The 23,132-nt window shown below is 38.3% G+C and carries 16 protein-coding genes; 6 read left to right on the top strand and 10 right to left on the bottom strand.

Annotated features, from left to right (window positions below; genetic code table 11):
- Positions 1-32: 32 nt before the first annotated feature.
- From KO02_RS09885 to KO02_RS09855, 7 genes are all read right to left on the bottom strand, one after another.
- On the bottom strand, positions 33-6,017 hold the full coding sequence (locus KO02_RS09885) for an alpha-2-macroglobulin family protein (RefSeq protein WP_038697942.1): 5,985 nt from the start codon (positions 6,015-6,017) through the stop codon (positions 33-35).
- 590 nt (positions 6,018-6,607) lie between these two features.
- Entirely contained in the window at positions 6,608-7,615 is a 1,008-nt protein-coding gene (locus tag KO02_RS09880; RefSeq protein WP_051959850.1) for a cell envelope integrity protein TolA, read from the bottom strand.
- 623 nt (positions 7,616-8,238) lie between these two features.
- Positions 8,239-8,955 (bottom strand): hypothetical protein, encoded by a 717-nt coding sequence (locus KO02_RS09875; protein WP_144243298.1) that lies wholly within the window; start codon positions 8,953-8,955, stop codon positions 8,239-8,241.
- Between the two features lie 197 nt (positions 8,956-9,152).
- Positions 9,153-9,758, bottom strand: a complete 606-nt coding sequence (locus KO02_RS09870; RefSeq protein ID WP_235212382.1) for a Crp/Fnr family transcriptional regulator — start codon at positions 9,756-9,758, stop codon at positions 9,153-9,155.
- 131 nt (positions 9,759-9,889) lie between these two features.
- Complete coding sequence (locus KO02_RS09865; RefSeq protein ID WP_038697940.1) at positions 9,890-11,527, bottom strand: hypothetical protein; 1,638 nt, start codon at positions 11,525-11,527, stop codon at positions 9,890-9,892.
- On the bottom strand, positions 11,527-12,546 hold the full coding sequence (locus KO02_RS09860; RefSeq protein WP_158500281.1) for an HlyD family secretion protein: 1,020 nt from the start codon (positions 12,544-12,546) through the stop codon (positions 11,527-11,529). Before KO02_RS09860 ends, KO02_RS09865 begins: the two co-directional genes overlap by 1 nt.
- A 53-nt stretch (positions 12,547-12,599) precedes the next feature.
- Positions 12,600-13,841 (bottom strand): TolC family protein, encoded by a 1,242-nt coding sequence (locus tag KO02_RS09855; protein WP_038697936.1) that lies wholly within the window; start codon positions 13,839-13,841, stop codon positions 12,600-12,602.
- A gap of 335 nt (positions 13,842-14,176) precedes the next feature.
- On the opposite strand from KO02_RS09855, the gene KO02_RS22740 reads away from it, so the two are divergent.
- Complete coding sequence (locus KO02_RS22740; protein ID WP_051959849.1) at positions 14,177-15,076, top strand: helix-turn-helix domain-containing protein; 900 nt, start codon at positions 14,177-14,179, stop codon at positions 15,074-15,076.
- Between the two features lie 220 nt (positions 15,077-15,296).
- On the opposite strand, the gene KO02_RS09845 is transcribed toward KO02_RS22740, so the two are convergent.
- Together KO02_RS09845 and KO02_RS09840 are read right to left on the bottom strand one after the other, a co-directional pair.
- Positions 15,297-15,518, bottom strand: coding sequence for a tautomerase family protein (locus KO02_RS09845; RefSeq protein WP_038697934.1), 222 nt, complete (start codon positions 15,516-15,518; stop codon positions 15,297-15,299).
- 494 nt (positions 15,519-16,012) lie between these two features.
- Positions 16,013-16,252: a hypothetical protein gene (locus KO02_RS09840; protein ID WP_038697933.1), complete on the bottom strand. Its 240-nt coding sequence runs from the start codon at positions 16,250-16,252 to the stop codon at positions 16,013-16,015.
- A 365-nt stretch (positions 16,253-16,617) separates the two neighbouring features.
- On the opposite strand from KO02_RS09840, the gene KO02_RS09835 reads away from it, so the two are divergent.
- The gene (locus tag KO02_RS09835; protein ID WP_051959848.1) at positions 16,618-18,042 is read left to right on the top strand and encodes an aldehyde dehydrogenase family protein; all 1,425 of its coding nucleotides are present in this window, start codon (positions 16,618-16,620) and stop codon (positions 18,040-18,042) included.
- A 235-nt stretch (positions 18,043-18,277) separates the two neighbouring features.
- On the opposite strand, the gene KO02_RS09830 is transcribed toward KO02_RS09835, so the two are convergent.
- Complete coding sequence (locus KO02_RS09830) at positions 18,278-18,556, bottom strand: integrase core domain-containing protein (protein ID WP_200878627.1); 279 nt, start codon at positions 18,554-18,556, stop codon at positions 18,278-18,280.
- 461 nt (positions 18,557-19,017) lie between these two features.
- Between KO02_RS09830 and KO02_RS09825 the strand changes: the two genes are divergently transcribed.
- The 4 genes from KO02_RS09825 (at position 19,018) to KO02_RS09810 (ending at position 22,383) form a co-directional block, all read left to right on the top strand.
- Positions 19,018-19,617, top strand: coding sequence for a Crp/Fnr family transcriptional regulator (locus tag KO02_RS09825; RefSeq protein WP_038697931.1), 600 nt, complete (start codon positions 19,018-19,020; stop codon positions 19,615-19,617).
- Between the two features lie 94 nt (positions 19,618-19,711).
- Positions 19,712-20,521, top strand: a complete 810-nt coding sequence (locus tag KO02_RS09820; RefSeq protein ID WP_038697929.1) for a sugar phosphate isomerase/epimerase family protein — start codon at positions 19,712-19,714, stop codon at positions 20,519-20,521.
- Positions 20,522-20,534: 13 nt separating this feature from the next.
- The gene (locus KO02_RS09815; RefSeq protein WP_038697924.1) at positions 20,535-21,341 is read left to right on the top strand and encodes a TIM barrel protein; all 807 of its coding nucleotides are present in this window, start codon (positions 20,535-20,537) and stop codon (positions 21,339-21,341) included.
- Between the two features lie 61 nt (positions 21,342-21,402).
- Entirely contained in the window at positions 21,403-22,383 is a 981-nt protein-coding gene (locus KO02_RS09810) for an LLM class flavin-dependent oxidoreductase (RefSeq protein ID WP_038697922.1), read from the top strand.
- Positions 22,384-23,132 lie beyond the last annotated feature (749 nt).

Here is a 23,132-nt window from a genome sequence, read left to right as displayed (position 1 = left end):
TCACTCCTTCACTTCGTTACTTCTTAACTCTGCTACTCCACCACGATTTCATTCATCTTTTCATTACCATAAAAAACCGGAAAATACATCAACTCGGCCTTTGCCGGATTTACCGTATACACCCCCGTATAACGTGGTAATAACTCGACTTCAAAAGTATGCGTCCCTTTACTCAATTTGGGGCAAAAGATAACTACCCTATCCTTAAAATGTTCGCGATGCGCTTCATTACGGTAATATCCGGGCGATTTACTTTCATAAGTACATCCCGCAGGAATCGGAACTTCAAGCTGGATGTATTCAGCCTCTCCCGTCAACGATACAGTAACTTCAACTTTGATCGGTTGACCTTCTTTTAACGTAGTTACTGTCCCATTTCCATCTTTAAATCGAGTAGAAACAGTCAAACCCTTATCTTTTTCAAGAGCAGGATTGGCATTCCAAAAGTTTTGATATGCAGTCAGAAACAACGGTCCTGTCCCTTCTTTCCGGACACGAATCTGTTCATTCGGCGCAAATTTCTGCGTATAAGGGAATTCGGTAATACGCTTTGCGTTGACAATCGCCACAGGTGCCTCAAAGGTTTCACCCTCTTTCAATAAATCTGGAAGAATACTTCGAATGATCCGTGAAGACTCATATATATTGTTCCAGTTACCCTGTTGCTTCTGTGCAAAGAAATAATTTCGAATAAGCTCCAGATCTGGTTCATGCCCGCCGATTGTTTTCAATACCTCATACGCCAATAACGTATTTTCAGTATGCGTCTCGGTCGGATTGAGAAATACCCTTTCATTCTTATCAGAAGCCTTTCTCGCAGTCCAATACATACCGCCCAAAATTGTTTTTGAAGCATATTTGAGCACAGTATCCGCGGCATGAGCATCCGTGACCCCCAATTTAGCCATCAACAGATATTTCAGCAACATATCCTTCGTTGACTTACTCTTCAACTTTCCATCAATAGCAAGGAAATAGTTTTTATAATCCGTATTAGGATCCAGTCGGTTTAAAAACACCAATGAGTTAAACAGCCCTTCCTTGGCCATATTGAGTTTATCTTTATTCCAAAGAACGTCCAAAGAAGCCAGACTTCTTTTCAAGCTCTCCTCTTCCCGTTCGATATACAGCTTTCTTGTCAAATCTGTACGATATCCTGCATCCTCGGCATCCAATAGTACAGAAACGACATAATTACTGATCCATGTTACCGTTTCACCTTTATTCCACCAGCCCCAACCCCCAACTGCATTCTTGTTTTTCTGCAATTCTTTCAAAAGGTTAAGGATTTTTTTCTCTTCTTCAAACGGTTTCGCCAAGAGTTTTGTTAGTTCTTTCTTAGAAAGTAGCGCACTTAATTTTGATGCCAGCTGTTCGTTGCACAAAAACTTATAAGCATCTATATGTGCGATTTCGCGCTGGATGAATTCCCATGAATTTGCCTCGGCATGCACGGTGATTTCTCCCAGCTCAGATGATGTTTTTAACTGATATTCTTCTGTTCCATTCAACACCTTAAAATCACCCTGATGCTGCTCCAGTCCTTTTTCAAAAATCGGAATGCTTCGTTTCTCGCCATCAAAGTAGCCATTGGAAAGACCAATCGCATACGAAAGCTGCAAGCTATCGCCCCTCTCCGCCCGAACAGCAATCGGATCGCGGTATGACTTCGCTATTTTCAAATTCGTTTTTATCGAATCCATCCCATTATGGATTGTCCGTAACACATCCAAACTATCGCCAAGATAATTCACTATTCTACCCATTGCGTTAAACTGATCGCCACGAATAGCAAATCTAGGAGTACCCAGATGTGCAGAAACAGCTTTGAAAGCTTTAATGTTCAACTCTTGGATATCTGCAAAATCTTTCACGCCCTTGGCAATAAAGATTGTTCTCCAATTGGTAATATCATCTGGATAAGTGGTCTCAAAACTTGCTTTTCCCGCTGCATCTGTGATTAGCTTCGGTTGCCAGAAAGCATCATCATGAAAATTGACCCGCATCGTATTACCCGATTCCAGGTAAGGCATAGCAGCATTAGTTTGTGTTGCGGGGGCAGTTCCAGTTTTTGTTTGTATCATAATGACCCCATTGGCAGCCTTTGCGCCATATAATGCAACCATGGACTGATCCTTTACCGTATTCACTGAAGCGATTGTAGCCGGATCTAAAGTAGCAAAATCACCTTCGAATACCACTCCATTCACCAATATCAGCGGTTTTGCACCAGCATCCGTACTGCTATTACCTCGAATCAAGACACCGCTCACCTTCCCTTCTAGTAAATTTGCCGTATTATTGGTCGTGAAACTTGTAACTGACCCGGTCATACTTACCCTCTTTTGGGCAACCATCCCCAATACAACCACCTCATCCAATTGATTGTCCTCCGCCTTAAGTTCAACAAAATAATCCTTACCCATAGACACCTTAATATCCGCAGGAGTATAGCCTATCGCAATAATCTGTAACTGTACTGCTTTTTCATCCGAAAGCTTCAATTCGATACTACCATCAAAATTGGAAAAATACTGCTGTTTCGTAAGGATATTTTTAACCGTAGCCCCGATCACTGGTGCATCACCATCATAAACCAAAATTCTAACAGACGAACTGTTATTACGCTTTGCAGTGAATTCAGCCTTGTTTATTTTTAGATCTTGACCATTACCCCGTTGTTCATATTGAATAGAATCACGAAGCGGATGCAATACCTTGTGCGCAACAGTTTCATCACGGACCATTTTATAAGCCACCGCAGCATGAGTTGATCGCGGTTGCCACTGTATACCGTCTAGTTTCAGATAATTTAGCCCATTCGACTTTAGCGATACGGCCAAACTATATGCTGTCGAATCGTCTTTTACCACATGCAAGATGATATCACCAACAGGTAAATTACGCAAACTATTTTCAGCCCCATAATACAATCTATAATACCTACGGTCTTCCGCTTTTGCAGGCTCTATGAAGATCAAAGCAGGCTTGATAAGCTTTTGTTCAGCATCCAAACCATAGCTTAAATTGAGGCTAAAGGTTGGTTCTTTGGGGTCTTTTTTGGCCAATACAGATTGTGCGATTCCACTGCTATTTTGCATGATCTCCTTAAATTTGCTTGCCACATTTTCATAAATATCACTACGTGTCCATAACTTCCTCTTAAAATCCATTTGCGGTTTATAATAAGGTGCATCTTTCCGAATATAGTCCGCATCGAAGCTTTTCAATTTTTGGTACTGCTCATAAAGCGTATATTGATAGCCACCCTCTATTTCAAAACGACCAATTGATGTCGTATCCACAATCAATGTTGCTATTTTGGGCACTCCATTATACATTTCTGTACGCGGAAACGGACCTACCAAAACAGGTAGTGGCACTTGGGTCCGAAGCCTGCTATTATAGGCCCTGTTCAGAATAGGATTCAGATAAAAAAGATCACCTGAAGTCTGGATATAAGCTGGCATTTCGATAGGCACATTTAGGTTTGGCAATTGCCAAACGCCAAAATTATTGGTTACCGAGATCAACTGTTTTTTGAGTTCCGTTACTTCTGCATCTTTCAGTTTTCCAACATCGTCCTTAGGCAGCACTTTGACCAAGATCTGTCCTTTTCCCAACTTTTCATCCGGATAGGTGAATCCAATTGTATCCTGCGATATATTAAAGGATACAATCGTTCTGCTACCTTTTTCAACGCGGAATCCTTTCACCACAACCTCTTTATCGTTTGTTCTGAATTTAAATTCATGCTGCCCCGGATAGATCTCAAAAATATAATCATCGTGGTGCTGACTCTGTTTCGCATAAGTCAAAACACCATCTATCCACATCATATGAACCCCTTGCACCAAACCGTTTACCATCAGATATGGCGAAATTTGGCTTTTGACTTCTGCTATCGGTTGCGATGCCTGATAATAAACTTTAGGAAATAAAAATTGGTAAAAAGCAATCGTATCAAGCTGCATTTCTTTAGACCATCTCGCCCAGTCCTTTAATGCCTCCTGATGTCTCAACTGGTCTTCATCCAGATCAAAATTAAAATTCTGGAACGGTTGAGCAGTCCGCATCAGCCCTCCAATCTTGACATTTGGAACACTTGCATATTTAAATTTTGATGTAAATCCATACGCCGTAATATCGACATCCGGCACAGGTTTACCCAACTTATCGGTTACGGACAACTGCACTGCAGCCTTTTGACCAGGATACACCGTCGTCGCTGTATTGACCTCTAGATTCAGATTTTTCTGCATAAAAGGAAGATCTTCCTTCATAACTTTGGCACGACCTGCAAAAAGATAGGTAATCTGCATGCTATACCCATCTTTTCCTCGTTCTAAAAATGCTCGGTTTAATTGCGTACCATAACCTGACGCAATCATCTTATTAGCCTTCCTCACCTGGTACCAAAAAGGAATAGCAGCCGGATTATTCACCGTCAATAACACCGAATCGGTCGTACGATAAAACCGATAAGTGAGCTGTGCCGTTTGTTCCCGAGCCAAATCCAAGATTTCGGAAATTCCATTCGCCTCGACTCCTATTTCCGTTGCCTGCCATGCGAGCGGCATAATATGCGGTAGACGGACTTGTTCTATGCGCAACATTTCATCGTTTTCACCCAACAGTTCGATCTTAGCATCGCTTGATTTTTCTATACCTTTCTCAAAATATTTAATCTCCGCCTGCCCATCTTTAACGGCGATACGAATTTCTCTCTCCGTATCGAGCAAATTGAGTTGCAGTCTTTGTTCATGTCGCTCATTATCAGAACTGAGGTAGGTAGCTAGAACTTGAAAAGGAAGCCCAATACCTGACGGAAAAATCGAATCTGGTAAGACGATTTCCTTTTCGACCACCTCAGTAAGAGATACCGTTGTCTGCCATAACGTGTCCGGAACAAAATTTACCTGATTGGCCTTCATCTTTCCTGTACGGTAGATGTTTGGTACAACTTTCAATTCAACTCGACCATCATAAATTGGCATATCATTCTCATTGACAACCTTTAACTTCAAGCGTATACTATCCCCTTTTGCAAAATCCGTCTTATCAGATTTCATGCTAAAAGTGAGACTTTTCAATTCATAGTCTTCATGTCGAAATGACTCTTCAAGCAAAGCTTGCTTGGATTTGCTCGACTTCAGTACAACACGGTAATGCTTATCCAGGGTAAGATCCAGTCCCACATTTAAGTCAAAAGAATAGGTATACATTCCAGGACGATATGGAGCAAGTTTTGCTATGACCGTATCTTTCGCATAGCCCACTACATGTACATCCACCGAATCTAGATTGGGTTTCCATTTACCATCTTCGAGATAAGCCTTAAATTTGACCTGATCATTGGGTTTATACATTGGTTTATTGAAGACCATAAAGCTTTGTACATCAATATGTTTTTTCTTACGAAAAAGACTTTTAAAATTATACTTTGTCCGCTGCCACGTTGTTTTCAGACTTTGCCAAAAGGACACCTTCTCTTCATAAGGCCAGTTCTTTTCTACGCGCAGATAATGATATACCCCTTTATGTAAGATGCTGACAACATCACCTGTTTTAGCATTTTTAGCTTTATAATAGCCCAACTCCCCATCGTAAGATACCTGATGCTTGCCCATGGTCACTTGGGCATCGGTTATCATATTACCCAATGAATCGTACAGGCAAACCGCAAATGCTTCGGTCGGAATGACCTTAGCGTACAGATCATCAACGATGAATTCATCATATACCAAGTTATTTTCATCAGCACGGACCTCAACATAATTGCCACGTGGTAAACTGGATTTTTGCGCACGAGACTTCCCTTTTTGAACAAAATCGGTCAGCATATCCTCGTTAAATTTTACCTTTCCGTTATGGATCTTTTTTAAGACCTCGGGGTTTAATTTATAGATATAAAAATCCGAAGATTGACGTTGACTGTTGAATAATGTCGACTGCCCAAATAAGGCTATCGAATATAAAAAGGCTAAAATACTGAAGATAATGGGTTTCCAACTCATAAAGGTATTGACTAAATTCCTTTAAAAATAAGTAAATTTTCTAAACACACACATACTATTTCACTTCATTAAACGCACAAATTTTCGCGTAGAAATAAGAGTCCAGCTATGCGCAAATACTTATTCTAAAAAATATAACTTATAACATTATATCCAATACTTTGAAAATATATAGGCTTATCCGATAACAGATAAGCCTATACTTTTCATTTACTTACATCTCACCCTCCCCAACAGCAGGCTTATCCAAAAGGCCTAACATTCCGACTGCGTTATTGAACCGACTAAGAGGCGTATAAAATGAATTTCTGTCTGAGTGAAACGAGTTTAAATTCATTTAGCCTCTTTGAGGTGAAATAGCATAAAGGAATGCAGCCTTGACTTTTGTCAAACTTTGTGTCAAGACAAACGTTTGTCGCCCTGTGCCGGCGAAAGAGGCACAAAAAAACTACCATTACTACATTACAGCCGAAGGCATACTACTATGGTACACAACCATCCCTGCGCAAATACTTATTCTAAAAAAGAATTGATATCAACAAAAAAAGGTGACCAAAGGCACCTTTTTTTAATATTAACTCTGTAAAACTTTATTTCAATTTTTCGACTTGCTCCGGTGTCAGAGATAAAATATCACAAATCATCGCTACATCAAAACCACTATTCAACATTTTAGTAGCTGATTCGAACTTTTCCATTTCAGCTTTCTCCCTTTCAACCTCAGCTTTCGCTTTTTCTACTTCAGCTTTCTCCCTTTCAGCCTCAGCAAGAGCTTCCAATTTCTTGATGCGTACTGCCGCTAATCCACGTTCTTGCTCCTGTCCCTCTCGCTTAGCCTTATCCAATAAATATTCACGTGTACCCATTGTTGTGCTCCTTCCTAATTTTGTATCGATTTCTTGTTCAAATTTAATAAAAATTTCTTGATCTTCAAAGCTTACATAATATGCCAGAAAATCATAAATACCTTGACGTGTAGTCTTTTCCATGTCTCTTTTCATCATCTGTTCATAAAGATCATGTTTGATATCCTTAAGCTCTTGGTCAGTCACATGGTTATAAACAATAGCCAAATACGCCGTTAATACCACAACAGCAAATGGATTCGGATTAGACCGTAAATCTTCCTCATTTTGACTTAGAATCTTATAGTAATTGAACTCATATTTTAAGCTAGTTCCTAAAAAGCTTTGTTCATACAACTTTGGTTTATAATGTTTATTCTCATCCGTCAATATCGCTATGGCACAAACTGGCACCTGATAGCGATCTGTGATTTTATAATAATATTCAAACATCCGTTTTTCCAAATCATTATTACCCTTATTGGACTGAACCTCGATATGACAGAAGATAAATTGTTCACCTCCACCTTTCATATAGACTTTTACTAACTTATCGACAAATCTTTTACCTTTATTACTCTTTTCTGGTGGAAATAAAGTCTCAAATTCTTTGTCGAGATATTCAAAAGGTTTATTCAAGTCAAATAACGATTCAGCTTCGGGGAACATAAATCGCAGGAAATCTGCAAAAGTCTGTTCCAGTATCGATTTCCACAAGGGATCATCAACACGTCTTAATTTGTACTTTACCATAACACATAGTCAACTGATTAACAATAGCTAATATAATGATAAATTATTAATTATACTAAATATAATAGCTTTTTATTCTAATTAATTTAGCATTTCATCACTAACCACTTCACTCCGTCACTTCTTAACAAATACTTATTCTAAAAAATATAACTTACAACATAATATCCAATACTTTGAAAACAAATAGGCTTATCCAATCGCAGATAAGCCTATTCTTTTTAACTATTTACATCTCACTCTCCCCAACAACAAGCTGGTCACTTCGTCACTACACTACAGCCGAAGGCTTATCCAAAAGGCCTAGCATTCCGATTGCGTTATTGAACCGACAAAGAGGCGTATAAAATGAATTTCTGCTCGAGTGAAACGAGTTTAAATTCATTTAGCCAATTTGAGGTGAAATAGCATCAAGGAATGCAGCCTTGAGTTATGGATTCGTGTTTGCTTTTTCGGCATCCATGGTCTCCCTTCGGTCGGCGTTTGATTACTTTTTGTTAAGAAAATTCTCGAAGAGATTCTTGAGTGCCAATTAAATCAAATCATTGACGAAAAAAGTAATTCGCCCTGTGCCGGCGAAAGAGGCACACAAACACACTACCTTCATTATATGTGATATCGGTTTACCAAAAAGAAACCTTAAGATCCCTAAAAAATCCTTCTGTGCCAATATCGACAAACAGACCTAGAGACCCAGACTGGTCGGAACCCATTTTAAGATCATTAACAATCAAATAAGGATGCTTTGCACCGTTGATAAATAATTTGGCTTTATCGCCTTTTACCTCAATCTTTAGTTTTATCCATTCATCAAGCGCTATCGGTGCATAAGACTCATATTGCCCAGGTGCGGTTGCTCTAGCATGTGTAAACTTAAAATTAGGATAAGAAAAATACTGAATCGAACGATTCCTTCTAAGCTGGTCGTTTGCCGTACTATTTGTAGGTCGCACATAAATGCTTTCAAATTTTGAGTTATCCTCATTAATACGAAAAGCAAGACCTATGAATCCTCTGGCATGTGACGGTGCATCTGGCAGTAAACGCGATAAAACCTCTACCTCTATCATCCCGTCTTTAAAGTTTAAATCATTGATCTTGACATAAGTTGCTTCATCATCTTCTTTAACTGCCGCAGATTTGACTACCCGCACTGCTTTTTTACCTTTTACATGTACGATCGACATAGAAGTCTGTACAGCAGTTAGACGATCTTCTTCTAACTTAATCTTTTGGCCAAAGACTTGATTAGTCAACAATACTGTAAAAACTAAAGTAAGTAAAAATACCGTACGCCCAGTAATAGTACCGAGAAACTGCTTTGTTCTATTTTTCATCATATTAAAACCGTTTTATATCTTTCCATTTTTGATGCTCTTACCAACACCATTTCGCACAGTAGCAACTGCAATCCATGCTCTATTCTTATTGTTATAAATTAAAAAATATAAAATTAAAAAGCGCTCACGGATAATACCAATAAACTAGCTTAAGAAATACTCTTAATATAGTTTAAGATTTAAAATAAAATCGACTATTACCTATTTGCTCTTTTTTTGCGGATCTTACTTAAAAATTCGGAAGTGATGCCCAAATAAGAAGCAATCTGAGTATTGGGCAAACGATTGATCAAGTGTGGGTATTTCTTTAGGAAAGCGTCATAGCGATCATCAGCTGTGGAGCTTATATTTTGTAATATACGATTCTGGTACTCTATTAATTTTCGCTCAGTAATGATTCTAAAATTACGGTCGAATTTGTGATAATTAATGTATAAATAAAGCAGGTCGTCGTGCTTTATCTGGAGGACAACCGAAGGCTCAGTCGCTTCAATATATAATTTACTGGGAGACTGGTCGTAGAAACTCTGAAAATCAGCGACCCAATCACCCTCAGCCCCAAACTGGAGATTATGTTCCCGAAAATTGGAGTCAATGGCAAACATCTTGAAACACCCAGACACAACGAAATAATAATATTGACAGACCTCCCCTTCTTGAAGTAAATACCCCTTACGCTTGATTACTCTTGAAGTAAAAAGTCTTTTAATTTCAGCTTGCTCTGCGGTGTCAAGTTGAAAAAATTGCTTGAAATAATCAATCAGTATGTCAAATGTCTGTTCTTTATATGTTGGTTGTTCCAATTAAATTGCATTTAGAATAAGTAAATATATCATTTTTTGTTTTACAGCTCTATTGGTCACAATAATTATGCAGCATACCAGTAAATATTTAAAATCAAGCACAGCCTATCACATGCTGTACTTACAATCGTCTATTTGCTGTACATTTTCGACAATACTATTCGAAGTCTTTTCCAAGTAGGAATTTGACGGATAAATGGTTTACCGAAATGTATACTTAACAGCAACAGAATTACTGCGATACCCCAACAGGTCAAAAGGCCAAAAATCTCACGACCTGCTAGCAGCACAGCTTGCTGATTTATCTTTGAGAATAGCGCTTTGCTTGCTGCAATCGAAGCTTCAGCGGTACTGCTACCTCCAGATATGGACTTATTGTGCATACCTTGATATAAGTCCAAAGCAATTTGATTAAAGTTATCTATTTTTGAACTTATTTTATAGTGATAGTCCCGTGTTCTCCAATATTCGGCATATGCAATAAGCGAACTCGGAATCAAACTTCCCAATGCATTTCTGGCCATGGCCAAGTAACAGAGCACCTGAGTAAAAATATCAAGTCCTACATCTCGCGTTACATATTTACCAACTCCGGCAAACAAGAGCATATTGCCAAATCCTCTCAAAAGATATGGAATGATCAAAAATTGCATATCTCCATAACTACCCAATACAAAATAAAGGATCATATAAGAGCAGGTCAAGGATGAAAAAGCAATAATAAAGAATACTTTAAATGGACCATTTATTTTCAAGAACCAGTAATAGCTGAAGATTGCCCCTATCAGAATGCCAAGCGCAATCCACCAGTTCAGTAGCCCTGTATTGATGTCATCCATTTGCAATACACGTGTCGTAAATGATCCGAGTACAGTGCCACTAGCACTAAGGAAAGGCTGCAGGAGTAAAATCATGAGAATACCAATATGGACTGATTTAATGGCAAATACCCTTGCTTTGATATAAGGACGACGAGCCGTAAACATTCTTATGATGACTAAAATGGCAAATACCAGCGATAGCCAGGTCGCACTTCTTATCTTTTCAGAATGAAACCAATCCAACACCTGCCCATAGGTAAAGAGGTAAGTAACAGCTGTAAATAAGCTGCTCCATAAAAAATACCCCCACCAGTCGATGCCATATAAGGGAAATTTTTTAACCAATCTGGTATGCCGTAATAACAGTAGTACGAGCAGGATCATAAGCGCATTTAACGCAATCATGATATAATAGATAGCCTTCCAATCGTAACCATAATTGAACCCAATGGCGGTAATACCAGAAATTTGCCCACTTAATAATACGATACCAAGCGCCACACTAAAGAAAACCCCATAATCTTTATTGGGTGTGATGATGAGCTGTATCGAAACCAATGTTTCAAAAGTTCCGAGCATTTTGGCCGCCCCGATAAAAAAGGAAGCCAGTGCCAATATCGGGATAGCGTCTGTCACCGTCATCGTATACATCATGATGATGACGACGATCGAACAGCCAATAATTAACTGCTGAGATGTAAATCTTAATTTAAACCGAAATAACAGTGGATATATAAAACAGACACCCACCATCGTCATCTGATAAAGAAAATTCAGATCTTCCTTTAGCAGCTGGTTTACTCCAGTAAATGTCCCCGTCAGGGTAAGATAAGCAGTATTTGAAAATTGAAAGATGAATGCAAAAACCAAAAACAGCAAAATCCGAACGGTCCGAGGCACAAAACTTTTAAAAGCAATAATGGTATGAATGGGCGGAACGGTGCGCATTACCGATCTCCTTTCTGTATTTCTACAACGACATTCATACCTGCTTTGAGCTGAGCTAGAATAGCCGGATCAGTGCTTTTATCAAACTCTATCCGAGTGGGGATCCGTTGTTGGATCTTAACAAAATTACCAGTAGCATTATCTACAGGAACCATGGAATATACCGACCCAGTTGCTGAAGCAAATGCCTGCACATGCCCCAACAAAATGACATCCGGAAGACCATCTATTTTGATGTTCACAAGATCTCCAATCTTAATAGTAGCTAATTGTTTTTCTTTAAAGTTGGCCGTAATCCATTTATTGTCATTGTCAATTACATTGGACAATTGCTGTCCTGCTTGCACAAGTTGCCCAGCAGTAATGGTTTTTCTTCCAACATACCCATTACATGGCGCGGTAATGATTGTATAATTTAAATTTAGCTCAGCCATCTTAAACTGAACCTCTGCCCTTTTTATAGCGGCTAAGTTGACATCAATCTTGCTAGATGCTTCCTGAGCATTAAGATGGTTTCCGGTCGTACTTCTTTCCAGCGTTTCTAGCTGTGCTTCCAATACCTCATAATCACTCTTCACCTGATCAAACTGCTGCTGGGTAACGGATTCTTTCTTTAGTAAGCTTTTATAGCGTTGATAATTTTTCTGGGCATTCCATAGTTTAGCTTTCACTTCGTATACACGAGCTTCTGAAATATTAATACCATTTTCCACTGTACTGATGTTTGATACTGTTATTTTTTTTCCAGCTCGTGCATCCATCAGCGCAGCCTCAGCTAGCTCTTTTTGTACCAGGTAGTCCGTATTATCTATAATGACAAGCGTATCTCCCTTATTCACCCAGTCGAAATCTTTAAAATGCACACTTTTGATATACCCGCTTACCCTTGCATTGACAGGGGTCAGAAGTTGTTGCACCTGTGCGTCATCGGTGTGCCGATTTTTATCAAAACGTATAAAGTAGTAACCAATAAATAAGATTGTCAACACAGCAGCAATACTGATGAATATATTTGCCATGATTTTTAATGTCCTCTTTTTATTAAGGGTATGTTGATTTGCTCCGTTCATTTTTAAAGTTCTCCGAGTGTTTTTAACAATTTATAATAACTGAATATAATCTCCACTTTTGCCTGAGTCACACGTAGACTAGCGTCCAGTTTTTGATTACTGGCATCCATAACCTCTGTATTTAGTGCTAGCTGTTCCATGTAATTGTCCGTGATTCTCCTGTAATTCTCATCGGCTAGTTCTTGCTGTTTATACAGCGTACTCAACTGCCTATAAGCTTCCCTGCATTTGATATAATTATTCTTTAAGTCTCTTCTGACGGTCTCTTCTGTCTGTTTCTTTGATATATGACTAATTTCAATGTCCGTGGTAGCGATCTCTATTTTCTTTTTTGACAGATATAGATTAGAAATAGGAATATTCACCTTCACACCAATGGCATTTGTATTGGCATATATATCCTTTGCCGGAATATCAAAAGTATAGGGTCTGGTGACTGCACCCGAAAGGAATAATGATACTTCGGGACGATTGGATGAGCGTGCTAACTTTAACTTCTCATCTGCAATAACATTCTTTATTTCTGATTCTCTGGCCTCTATATTATTTTTAAGGCTATTGCCCTGCAGATGTTCTAACTTCGACGATGATAACAGCTGCACGATCTTGTCTGGGATTTCAATATCGGTGTCTGGAACGATAACCGTATTATCCGGCAGCGATAATGTTGCGAGCATATTATTATTAACAATCTGTATACGTTCCCATAACCTGGATAGTGCCAATTCAAAAGTTGACACCAGCAATTCATTTCTTATTTTATCACTTTTCAAAGCAACTCCACTCTGGTAGCGGGTATCTATCTTTTCTAATAATTCTTTGCTTATTGCTATATTGTTTTCATACACCTTTTTCTGCTGGTACAGTTGGTACAAATCGAGGTAATAACCTGCAAGGATCAGTTTTACAGATTGTTTATTTTTCTCGATCTGGAGTGTAGCCATATTGCGTTCCAACTGGGCTATATCAATGTCTGTACTTAACCGTCCTCCTGAATATAACAGTAGACTTGCCTGTAATGAAAACGAATTGGAAAAGTGGGGCATGTCATAATATCCTGTAGGCATAGTACCCAATCCCAATACACCGACATCGGTGAGATAGCCCGCTGAAGCGGATAAACCAACAACAGGGAGTCTGTTATTTTTTTTATCCTGCACAACTGACGTTGCTCGAGAAAGGTATGCCGTACTCAATTTTATATCCCTGTTCCTCTCCATAGCCAATTCAAACAAATTGGACATTGACAATTTAAGGGAATCTTGCTGTGCACAAAGAATGCTACCCTGACATAAAAGACAGGTGCATAAAACTATTTTCTTAAGGTTAAACCATGTGTTCATTCTTATATCGAATAAGTAAGCAAAATTCGACATTACAGACCTCAATAACCATAGAAGAAAGAAACCTAAACATATCTATAAGTAATATTACATAAAGTCAGTACCTTTGATAGGTAAAGATAAATTTCACGATTAGAGACTTTTAAAGGGATTAAAAGTTGATATCACTAAAATATCTATAAAAATACAGTAGCACACATCCCAACAATCATATATAAAAGTTATTAATTTTTTTTATGAAAAACAAAATAGAGGCACCACTGCTGAATATGGAGATTCCTGCCATCCTTCAAAGTATTGGAGTGGAGCAGCAGCTACCCGATCTAGTGGTCTATGATTCCGTCAAATATGCATCAGAATTTATTCGGAAAAGGGCTTTTCGTTCGACGCATTTTTCATTGATCTTTATCGTTGATGGCGAGCTTGACTTAAAGGTCAACTTAGTGTCGTATCATCTCACAAGTGGCAATGTAATCATTATTCCTCCGGGTGCTATACGGGAAATGGATTGGGAAAATAAAAATTTGCATATTGTATCACTGATCTTTACACCAGTATTTCTACGAGAGTCCGGCATTCTTGGTAAATATTTTGATATCGCAAACTTTGTAAAGGAAGGTTTGGTACCGTACCGCAAAATAGAACCCCTAGATCATGTCATGCTAGTCGAAGTTATGGGCATCATCAATCGACTATTGGAAAGAAAAGCACTTTATAATAGTGATCTGGAGATTATCAGAAATTTATGTAAGACTATTTTACTTAAAGTACAGCAGTATTTTGATGATATGGAAATCGACAAGGATATTTCTTCAACGATCATCTATCGGTTTTTAAAACTGTTAGCCGAACATTATGTTGCGCATAGGGAAGTCACTTTCTACTCCTCAGAGCTTCATATCCACGAAAAATATCTATCGCAATTACTCAAGAAAAAAACAGGAAAAACAGCACGGCAGTTCATTATCGAGATGGTTGTTTTAGAATCAAAAGTCTTACTCGATGAGCGATCTCTTTCTATAAAACAAATCTCCGAAATGATGAATTTTGAAAATCCGTTTCATTTTAGCCGTTTCTTCAAGCAGTATGTTGGAATACCACCGCAAGCGTATCGCAAGAGTCAAAAAACGAAATAGATATTTGTAATACCGCAATATAACTAGGGTAAAATCAAAAGCGCTACATCCTGTAAAAAACTGATATAGCGCTTTTTGAAGTATCTGTTAACTGATTATAATCTCCGATCAATAATACAGCCTTAATTGCAAGAGAATATCCCTTACATACTTCTACGAATTGTTTTTCTTCGGGATTTGATATATATTCATATTTCAATCATTTATATTCCGGATATTATTAATATCCAGGTTTCTTATAAAGATCATCTATATTCGGAAGGATCTCTTTGTTGTACACGTCATCCATCCATTTATCCTCAGATACTTCATCAATTTTTATCGATACAGCAGCCTCAGGTTTTCCTGTAATACTCATGATTACTTTTGTTATCTCTTCAGCAAGTTTTACCTTTTGTTCTTCCGAATCAGCGGGATACATTTTAATAGCTACGTGTGGCATATATTTTCTTTTTTAAGTCTTTACAAGCATTCATCATCAATTTTCAAAACCGCATGACATACTTATATTCTTGCACAAAATTGAGAACAAAAAAGACACTGCACCTATAAACTAGTTTAAGAAATAATCTTAAACTAGTTTAACAAGATTCCTGCACTGCCCAACAGCAGGCTAGTCACTCCTTCACTAAAGTAAACCTTTACTTTAACAAAACAACTTCATCTACGTTATTAACAAATAAGTTACTATCTAATCCAAAAGGCCTAGCATTCCGACTGCGTTATTGAACCGACTAAGAGGCGTATAAAATGAATTTCTGTCTGAGTGAAACGAGTTTAAATTCATTTAGCCACTTTGAGGTGTAATAGCATCAAGGAATGCAGCCTTGATTTATGGATTCGTGTTTGCTTTTTCGGCATCCATGGTCTCCCTTCGGTCGGCTTTTGACTACTTTTTTTATCAAGTAAAACCTCGAAGAGACTCTTGAGTACTAATTAAGTCAAATCATTAACGAAAAAAAGTAATTGCCCGTCACGGCATGAGTGACAAGCCTGTGCCGGCGAAAGAGGCACAAAAAAACTACCATTACTTCCTCCACCTTCACCAGCAATTGATTGCATATCCACTCTGACAGACAACGGGCCGTTTAGATAAACTTGGCTTTGTGCCTGTTGAGAAAACAGCAAACATATCATCCCGAAAATACCCATTAAGATTCTTGTAATTGTTTTCATAATTTTTGAATTAAAATATGTTATACAAACTAAATGAATTTTCAATTACCATAAAATCGCTAGCACTAGGTGTTTTTGTGTGTTAATGCTACTTATTTGCAATAACTGAAAAAATAAAACCAGGTTGGTTATCTATATACTTTTAAAATGTCCAGTTTTTAGGGAGGAGGTCAACTTCCTTTTAGACATTGATTACTTCCTTTTGCATATTGTAGGGGCATTGTATCTTAGCTAATTTTGATAGGTCAATAGAAAGTAATTTCTGTTGTTGAAAAATAAATCTCAACAACATCTTGTACAGCTTACTTAAAGCTAACAGGATAATTGTTTAAGGTTTAAGGTTAAAAAATATAAAAATAAAAACTATGGAAACAACAACACAGGACATTTCGTTTGTTAAAAAAATTCAAACAGTTTTCGATGCACAAAAACAATATCAGCATATTATAAAACAAACTTCGGTCGAAGATAGAGTTGCAAAACTTAAAAAATTCAGAGAAGTTGTTTTAAAATATAAAGTAGAGGCTGCTAAAGCACTTTATGCCGATTTTCAAAGACCTTATGCAGAAACGTATGCATTGGAAGTAAGCACACTTTTAAACCACATTGATTATACTGTTAACAATTTGGCAGATTGGCTAAAAAAAGAACCGGTAGAGCCAGCTTATCCGGCTGTGATACCTTTCACTGCGGAAATCATTCATGAGCCGAAAGGTGTAGTATTTATAGTTGGACCTTGGAATGTACCATTTTTCCTCACACTTTATCCTTTGATTTCATCAATTGCAGCAGGAAATACTTCTATAATCAAACCTTCTGAACTAACACCTCATCACAGTGCACTGCTAAAAAAAATGATTGCTGAATGTTTTGATGAACAAGAAGTAACAGTTATAGAAGGAGGTGTTACGGAAACTACAGAATTACTGAAACTACCTTTTAATCATATTTACTTTACAGGAAGTCCAAAGGTTGCCAAAGTGGTCATGAGAGCTGCAGCAGAAAATCTTGCTTCCGTAACGCTTGAATTGGGAGGAAAAGCACCAGCCATTATCCACGAATCTGCTGATTTGGATAAAACTGTTTTCCGTATTATTAAGGGAAAAGCACTTAATGCAGGTCAGATTTGTATGGATGTCGATTATGTATTGATTCCTGAAAGCCTTAAAGCTGAGTTCATTCAAAAAGCCGATGTTTATCTTAAAAATGCATATTATGCTAAAGGCGATTTCAACTATGAAGACTATGATCAAATCATTAATGAAGCTAATTATAACAGGTTAAAACGATTGTTTGACGATGCTGTGGCAACTGGTGCAAATGTGGAAGTTGGTGGTGTTTTTGAAGAAAAACTGCGCAAGATACAACCAACGGTACTGACCAATGTCTCTACTAATGCAGCCATTATGAAAGAAGAAATTTTCGGACCGTTGTTGCCTATTCTTACCTATTCTACAAAAGAAGAAGCGATAAAAATTATCCGTCAGATAGACAAACCGCTTGGCCTATATGTATTCAGCAACGACAGTGAATTTACCGATTATATCATCCGTCATACGACTTCCGGAGGCACTACGGTTAACGACGTAATGCTTCATGCTTTCGACCCTGCAATACCAATGGGTGGTGTCAACAATAGTGGTATTGGTAAAGGATATGGCAAATATGGATTTTTGGAATTGACAAATGCCCGTGCAATAGTCTATCAATCACCTGAAGTTCCGAATGATGAATTTTTCAAACCTCCTTACGAAGGAAAGGCAGAAATAATTTTAGAGGGATTGAAATAGTATTATAATAGGTATCATTTTTAGATTATTGGAGCATAATAATTTTCACTACTTTCACCCATAAAAAACTTCATTTCTTAGACTTTTCTTATGGGTGAAATTTAAGTTTTTCAAAATTTTTCTTCTCTTTAAATAAGTAAAATAAATATTCAATAACAGGGAAAATAAGGTAGAACAAATTTTAGTACTTCATGTCTTGGCCCCTGTTATCCTAGAGTATTTTTTTGTAATCTTTTTAAGCGGCCTTTTTTTTGTTTAATACGAGGTGTTTATCCTGATTCCATTTTTGTATCGGAGTTATTCTACCCAGTAGACCATGTATTCTTCTTTCATTATAAAAGACGACATATTTCTTTAAAATTTGCTCTATTTGACCAAAAGTATGATATTCATATTTAGTAAAAACATCATGTTTTAACGTACCATGATATGCTTCTATATACGCATTCTCTTCTGCAGTTGCCACATGGGTAAACTCATGTAAAACACCTACCATGGTTAAATATTCTCGCACGCTATGTGCTATAAACTGACTGCCATTATCAGTTCGTATAACAACGTTATCGGGGTACTGACAATCTTGAAAAACATCTGATAACATTTGCCAAAACGTGTCAATCAAAGCCCCTATACGTACAACTTAGATAAAGCAGCGGGCGAGCTATAGAAGAAGTTTTTCAGTTCTCAGGTAAGTAATATCGCTTACTCATTCTCTAAATTTAATTATTGAATCCTTTATTTCTAAATATATATCCTAAAAAAGTCTTCGGTTAAATATAGCAATTCCAGTCACCATTATGGCAAAAGTAAAGACAAATGGATTTTCCGTAATCCATCGATAGGCAAGGTAACTTGCTTTGCCAAAAAAGCAACATTTCTTTTGCCCTGTCAGAATGACTAATATGATAACATATAGACAAGACCTCTTTATTTTTTTCGTAGATTTGTAATAGTAGCAAAGCTTATATTTTTTTAATGAAAACAGATACCAATCAACTTTATACGGAGTCTTTATATCCGTACTTCGAGAGCGTGTTGGCTCTTACAGATGAGGAAAAACAATCTGCTGCCGAACTGTTTAACCCACGCCTATACAAAAAGAAGCAGTATGTTTTACAAGAAGGTGCGATTTGTATACAATTTAATTTTGTGGTAAGCGGCTGCCTTCGTATGTATAAACTGGATGAGAAAGGAAATATTCACATTACCCAGTTTATAGCAGAAAACCGATGGCTTACCGACTTTGAAAGTTATCACGGCAAAAAGCCTTCGGAATTCAATATTGACGCACTGGAAGATACCATCGTATTGCAAATCACTAACGATAATTTACAATTACTGTACAAAAGACATCCCAAGTTCAAACAAATATTTATGTCTCTGATAGAGAGCTGTTATGTTTCTCTTCAAAAGAGATTGGTACAAAATATGAGCAGCAATGCTGAACAAAATTATCTTTCTTTTTTACAAGCTTATTCCCATATAGCTGATCGGTTACCACAAACCCAAATCGCCTCATTTTTAGGAATCTCTCCTGAGTTCTTAAGTCGCTTGAAAAATAAAAATTCAGAATAAATCTTGATCTAGTTTAAGCCTTTCCCTTGATCTAGTTCATTGGATGGCACCTTAAGCCCTTGTAACTTTGCATTGTTAATTAAATCAATGTAATATGAACAATGCAAAAATACGTCCCATACATCATATGGACTTTATTTTTCAAAATAGCTTAGGTACGTATCCCTTATCCACGCAGTGTCAGATGCTTTCCGAAGTCGGATATCAGGGGATTACAGTTTCAGCTTGGAGTAAAGAGCTGGACAAATTGCCGAAAGTGAAACCGGAATGGGGATTGGATGTTGCTTCCATTTATCTAATCTACCGGCTAGGGCTTGAACAATTCGTTACCAATATTTTTGAAACAGTTGAAGGATGCAGTCGAATCGAACTGGCGTTGCATTCCGGAAAAGAAGTGACTGACGCGGACCGGAAAATGTTAACAAAGCTTCTCCCGATTTGTGAACGAAGAGGGATTGAGATCGCGTTATATCCTCATCTTCACTATGGAATGCAGACTACTTCTGAAGCCGTTGCTCTGTGTGAAGAGTTCAACCATCCACAGTTGGGCATCGTTTTTAATGGATATCATTGGTACGCCACTCAGGAAAAAGCCCTTGAAGAAAGACTGGATGCTGTTTTGCCCTTTTTAAAGCAGGTAAATATAGCCGGAACCCGATTATCACCATTAGGTTGGGGGAATGTTGCCACGATTGAAACCCTTGACGAAGGCGAAATGGACAATTTTGTGCTGCTAGGTGCACTTGAAAGGAAAGGCTATCAGGGAGGGTATGGATTTCTAGGCTGGGAAAGCATGAGCGGCGACGTTTATGGTAACCTACAACGATCATTGAAAACTTTTCGGTCAATGGAACAACGGTTGGATAAACATCCAGACTGGTCCATTATGACTTCTCAATTCTAATAAAAAACAACTTATGACTTATCCTATCCATGCTTTAGATTCTTTCTTTTATACGTCGATGGGCGTGTATCAGTTTCAGTCGCAATGTGAAATGTTAGCTGAATTAGGCTATGATGGAATAACCGTTGCAGCTTGGGGCGGTACCCCTTACACAGATTTAAGCCTACTACCCACAGTAAAATCAAGGTATGGCCTAGACGTGGTTGCTTTATATGCAGTCTTACATGAGGGTCGTAACGATGCGATCATCCGACAGATAATCGATACCGTTGAAGGAGTAACAATGATCGAGCTGGCTGTTCAGACGTCAATCAACGGAATGCCTGCTATTTTACGTTTTATTGAAAGCATTTTGCCAATAGTTGAACGTCGTGGATTGAAACTGGTCTTGTACCCTCATCTGCTTCACGTAACCCAAACCACAGCGCAAGTAGTTGAAATATGTAAGTATTTTAACCATCCTCAATTAGGAGTCTCATTCAATGGATTTCATTGGTATGGCAGCAAAGAAGGAAAGCTTCGCGAACGATTGAATAATATGAAGCCTTGGTTAATGCAGGTTGTATTGTCAGGCAGTAGCATATCCCCCTTAGGTTGGGGCCAGATTGCAACGATGGAGCCGTTGGACAGAGGAAGTCTAGACAATTTCGTAATCCTGTCGGAACTTCATAGAATCGGCTACACAGGGAGCATTGGCGTGCTTGGTTGGGATTACGCTGGAGATGTGTACACAAAACTTCAACGTAGCCTAACGACTTTCCATGCCATGGAAGAAAGAATAAACAGATTAACAAGTGTAGATGGATTTCAGCTCGCTTGATATCGATAAGATCTTTATGGTCGCCTAAATTCTTGAATTACATTTTAAAATTATAGTAAGAATGAAAACGAAACTTTCGGTTCTTGACCTCATGATGATTGGGGAAGACCGACAATTTTTAGACACGATTGAAGGTGCAAAAATGCTGGCGCAAGCTGTAGAGAAATTTGGCTATTCACGTTATTGGGTAGCTGAACATCATGATATACCCGGTATAGCATCATCTTCGACCACACTCCTTATGCAGTACCTTGCTCATGCAACCGATACGCTACGCATAGGTGCTGGTGGTATCATGCTACCGAACCATCCACCATTAATCGTTGCCGAACAATTTGCAACATTGGACACCATGTTTCCCAATCGTATCGATTTGGGCGTTGGTAGAGCTCCGGGGGCAGCGGGACCTGCAGTTCGTGCTATCAGGGGTGATGCTTCTCCTCGAGATTTCAAAAATGACATCGAAGAGATTACGGATTATCTTGCTGATAATGGACGCCAAATGACCAGAGGAATTCCTGAACCACATCCCCTGGTCCCGTACATTTTGGGATCAAGCCCCAATAGTGCAGAATTGGCCGCAAAGCTGGGCTTGCCCTATGCTTTTGCTTCCCACTTTGCTCCACGTTTCTTGGTGCAAGCTATTGAGATATATCGTGAAGCATTTCGCCCTTCTGAAATGCTACAAGAGCCTTACGTTATTGCAGGTGCAAATATAATTGCAGCAGACACCACAGAGGAGGCTTTCTATATTGCCAGTTCACATCAAAAGTGGGTAAACCAATTACATTCCGGAAAAACGGGACTGCTTCCAAAGCCGGAACACAAATACCTGTCAAGCATAACGGTATCAGAAAAGGCCGTATTAGAGGGTGTGATGGCCTGTAGCGCCATCGGTGATAAAACGCAGATAAAAAACTGGCTGGAGAAATTCCTTGAACTTACAAAAGTCGATGAAATAATGATCGATGCAAGAATTTATGATCCCGTTGCCCGTTGTAAATCCTATGGCATTGCTGCAAAAGCCGTTCAGGAACTCTAAAAAGTAAACCTATTCTTATATTACACGAACTCTTTATTTGAAGATTTGAGAACAGGGTCAATCATTAAAATTTGAGGAGAAAGCACTCTTAAAAATTGAATGCTCTTAAACTATGCTGCGCCCCAAAATCTAAGCAGAAATTTAAGGTATTAAAAGTTAGATCTGGGTATAGCTTATCCCTGCCCATCGTAATCCCATTACTGCGAAATGGTGCATAAAGGCATCTATAGAGTTTATGCCCACCCAATCCCGGGAGTTCCTTCCGGACCAACTGTAACATTTCCACGGCAAGATCATCCTGACAGCTCTTGTCGTGGAGATGCCAGATGTGATCATAATAAGCCTGCCGGGTCTTACCAAACAACTTACAATGCGGTCCGACACCCATCCTTGTAATGCGTTTCTCTTTGATCAGCTTTATCCTCCAACACCGTCTCCACCACCCCCAATACCAGTGCAAGGTATTTTATAACAGTTAATCTAAATCAGCGGTATAGCAGAAAGTTTAGAGTAAACTTTCGCATCATGCTACTTATCGAAATTCCTTCAATCTCGTATAAAAAATAGACCTATAGCTTTCACTTCAGATTCATGTAAGTAATAATATGCCGATCCTTTGGAATTAATTTCTCCTGGAAGTTTGGCTATAGCAATTCCAATCAAGATAAATATGATTCAAACATCAAAAATGATGATCAAAAATCTGGAGGTGAGTCAAAAATATAAACTGGGTTTGCTTTGTTACAAGA

This window comes from Sphingobacterium sp. ML3W (genome assembly GCF_000747525.1).
Taxonomy (GTDB): Bacteria; Bacteroidota; Bacteroidia; order Sphingobacteriales; family Sphingobacteriaceae; genus Sphingobacterium.
This window is presented reverse-complemented; position numbering and strand designations above follow the sequence as displayed.